Origin of the sequence: Mesorhizobium sp. M7A.F.Ca.CA.003.01.2.1, from assembly GCF_003998945.1 — a bacterium.
Taxonomy (GTDB): Bacteria; Pseudomonadota; Alphaproteobacteria; order Rhizobiales; family Rhizobiaceae; genus Mesorhizobium; species Mesorhizobium ciceri.
On sequence record NZ_RZRA01000829.1, the window covers coordinates 1 to 2558 of the forward strand.

Genomic DNA, 2558 nt, shown 5'->3' on the forward strand with positions numbered 1-2558 from the left:
ACATCGACACTTGTTACGACATTTCGAAGGCAACGCTGATCAAGCTCTATGACGAGCTCCATGCGGCGCGCGTCGTGCTGGAAGGCACCATCCTGAAGCCCAACATGGTGCTGGCCGGCAGGAAATCGGGCAAGGTGAGCAGCCCCGAAGAAGTCGCCGAAAAGACCATAAAACTGTTCCGCGAGACAGTGCCGGCAGCGGTGCCGGGCATCGCCTTCCTTTCCGGCGGCCAGGAAGACGAAGAGGCGACCGCCAATCTCAACGCCATCAACGCCATCGGGCCGCACCCGTGGAAGCTGACCTTCTCCTATGGTCGCGCGCTGCAGGCCGCGCCACAGAAAGCCTGGAGCGGCAAAGCCTCGAACGTTGCCGCCGGCCAGGCCGCCTTCACCCATCGCGCCCACATGAACCATCTGGCAGCGCTCGGAAAATGGAAGGCGAGCCTGGAACAGGCCGCCTGATCACAGTCCTTTCTTCCTCCTTCGAACCCGGGCCGATGCGCCCGGGTTTTTTGTTTGTGACTTGCAGGGCTTGGGGCGGAGCCTCTCCGTCCTTATTTCCTCTCCGGCGATGTCGGGTTGCGCCCATCCCCAACGTCCTTGGGATGACATTCAGGGAGAGGTTCATGCATCGCAACAAGATCGTTTCGCGCGAAGACTGGTTCCAGGCGCACAAGGCACATCTGGCGCGCGAGAAGGAACTGACGCGGTTTCGCGAGCGGATCGCCGCGGAACGGCGTGAACTGCCCTGGCTGAAGATCAGGAAAGACTATGTCTTCGAGACCGAACAAGGGCCAAACAGACTGACCGACCTGTTTGGCACTAACAGCCAGCTGATCGTCTATCACTTCATGTTCGGGCCGGGCTGCACCCATCATTGCGAGGGCTGCTCATTCCTTGCCGACCATATCGACGGCGCCAATCAGCATCTACGGCATCACGACGTGTCGCTGGTCGTGGTTTCGCGCGCTCCCCTGGCGGAACTTCTGCCTTACAAGCAGCGCATGGGCTGGAAGTTCGACTGGGTGTCGTCCTATGTCTCGGATTTCAACTTCGACATGCAGGTCTCCTTCACCGACAAGCAGATCGCCGCCGGCTGCACCACCTACAATTTCGAGACCCGTCCACGGACATCGAAGGAGCTTCCCGGCACCAGCGTCTTCTACAGGGACGAGACCGGCGACATCTTCCTCACCTTCATGTCGCGCGCCCGCGGCGGCGAGGCGCAGATCGGCGCCTACGACTATCTCGACATGACGCCGAAGGGCCGCAACGAGAACGGCCCCTATCACGGCCTGATGGATTGGGTGCGGCTGCACGACGAATATCAGGGCAAGCAGGCGGGGCAGGCGAGTTGCTGCGATTGAAGATCGTTCCCGTCGGCCAAAACATTCGCTAAGGCTGCCGCTGATCGTTTAACGGTACTGCCATGCGCTTCCCGGCCCTACTCTCCTGGCTCGCCTTCCCGGTCTATATCTGGCAAGGCCTCGGCGTGCGACGCCGCACCACGCGCATGCTGCCGGCGCAAGGGCCGGTCATGCACGAAATATCAGGCGCAGCACCGGCAATCTCGCTTCTGGTGCTGGGCGATTCCTCCGCCGCTTCGGTCGGCATCGGCAATTCGGAAGACGGGCTTGCCGCGCAACTCGCCGTGCTGATTTCACAAAGCACCGGCCGCGCCGTGCGCTGGCGGGCGGCCGGCTTCAATTCGGCAACGTCCGGCCAGATCCGCGACCATGTGCTGCCCAATCTGTCGGCCGATCCGTGGACGCATATCGTGCTGGCCATCGGCACCAACGACACCAAGAATTTCCACTCCGTGCCGCGCTTCAAGAAGGAGTTCGGTGGCCTGCTCTACGGCCTGCGCGCCAAATGGCCGGAAGCGCGCGTGGTGTGGTCGCCGGTGCTGGAGTTCACGCGGGCGCCAGCCATGCCGCCGCTGCTCGGAAAGATCCTTGAGATCCGCGCCACCGACATGAACCGGATGGGCGAACGCCTTTGCCTGGAGCGCGGCGCGGTGCCGGCGCCGCGCCTGCCGATCACCAATCCGGAAGCCGGCTTTGCCTCGGACGGCTTTCACGCCTCGGAAGCAGGCTACCGGGCCTGGGCCGAGCATCTGGTCGGCCCGGTGCTTGGCCATTGAGCAGCGACGACAAGTGCGTCCTACGTCAAATGCCCGAGCACGGCCGCCAGTGAAATCGCGGCCATGGCGAGCAGTGCCAGCTTCCAGAAATCACCGCGTCGCTTGAGGCCTGGCCAGCCAAGCGGCTTGATCAGTTGAATGACCATGAAACCGGCGATGACAAGGGCGAGGAATTTCGTCATGCCGCCTTTGACCAGCAACGCGCCCGGCTGTCAAAGCACGTCGTTCATTGCCTGAGAAAGAACGGACGCCGGGATCCCGAACCGGAACGCGGCGCCCTTTGACCGGCAAACGATCTACTTCAGCGGCTTGAGGCCAGCCTCGATCGAAGCGCGCTTCGGTTCGAGGAATGGCGGCAGAGCAAGACTATCCCCCAGTGTTTCCAGCGGCTCGTCCGCGGGGAAGCCCGGCCCGTC

The 2558-nt window shown here is 62.7% G+C and carries 4 protein-coding genes and 1 pseudogene; 3 read left to right on the top strand and 2 right to left on the bottom strand.

Annotated elements, in window-relative coordinates; all coding sequences use genetic code 11:
* The 3 genes from EN969_RS26245 to EN969_RS26255 all read left to right on the top strand — a co-directional run.
* The coding region (locus tag EN969_RS26245; RefSeq protein ID WP_127419524.1) for a class I fructose-bisphosphate aldolase at window positions 1–461 on the top strand (461 nt) is incomplete at its 5' end.
* Between the two features lie 164 nt (window positions 462–625).
* Window positions 626–1366, top strand: coding sequence for a thioredoxin family protein (locus tag EN969_RS26250; protein WP_063169157.1), 741 nt, complete (start codon window positions 626–628; stop codon window positions 1364–1366).
* Between the two features lie 62 nt (window positions 1367–1428).
* Window positions 1429–2142, top strand: a complete 714-nt coding sequence (locus EN969_RS26255) for an SGNH/GDSL hydrolase family protein (protein WP_063169158.1) — start codon at window positions 1429–1431, stop codon at window positions 2140–2142.
* A gap of 20 nt (window positions 2143–2162) precedes the next feature.
* Here EN969_RS26255 and EN969_RS26260 read toward each other — a convergent pair whose 3' ends face one another.
* Entirely contained in the window at window positions 2163–2342 is a 180-nt protein-coding gene (locus EN969_RS26260) for a hypothetical protein (RefSeq protein ID WP_032809263.1), read from the bottom strand.
* 96 nt (window positions 2343–2438) lie between these two features.
* Window positions 2439–2558, bottom strand: a pseudogene (locus EN969_RS36285) (ring-cleaving dioxygenase); the annotation flags it as partial.

Excerpts from the sequence above, each read along its gene's own strand:
- EN969_RS26255 (WP_063169158.1), top strand. The coding sequence starts at position 1,429 with ATGCGCTTCCCGGCCCTACTCTCCTGGCTCGCCTTCCCGGTCTATATC.
- EN969_RS26250 (WP_063169157.1), top strand. The coding sequence starts at position 626 with ATGCATCGCAACAAGATCGTTTCGCGCGAAGACTGGTTCCAGGCGCAC.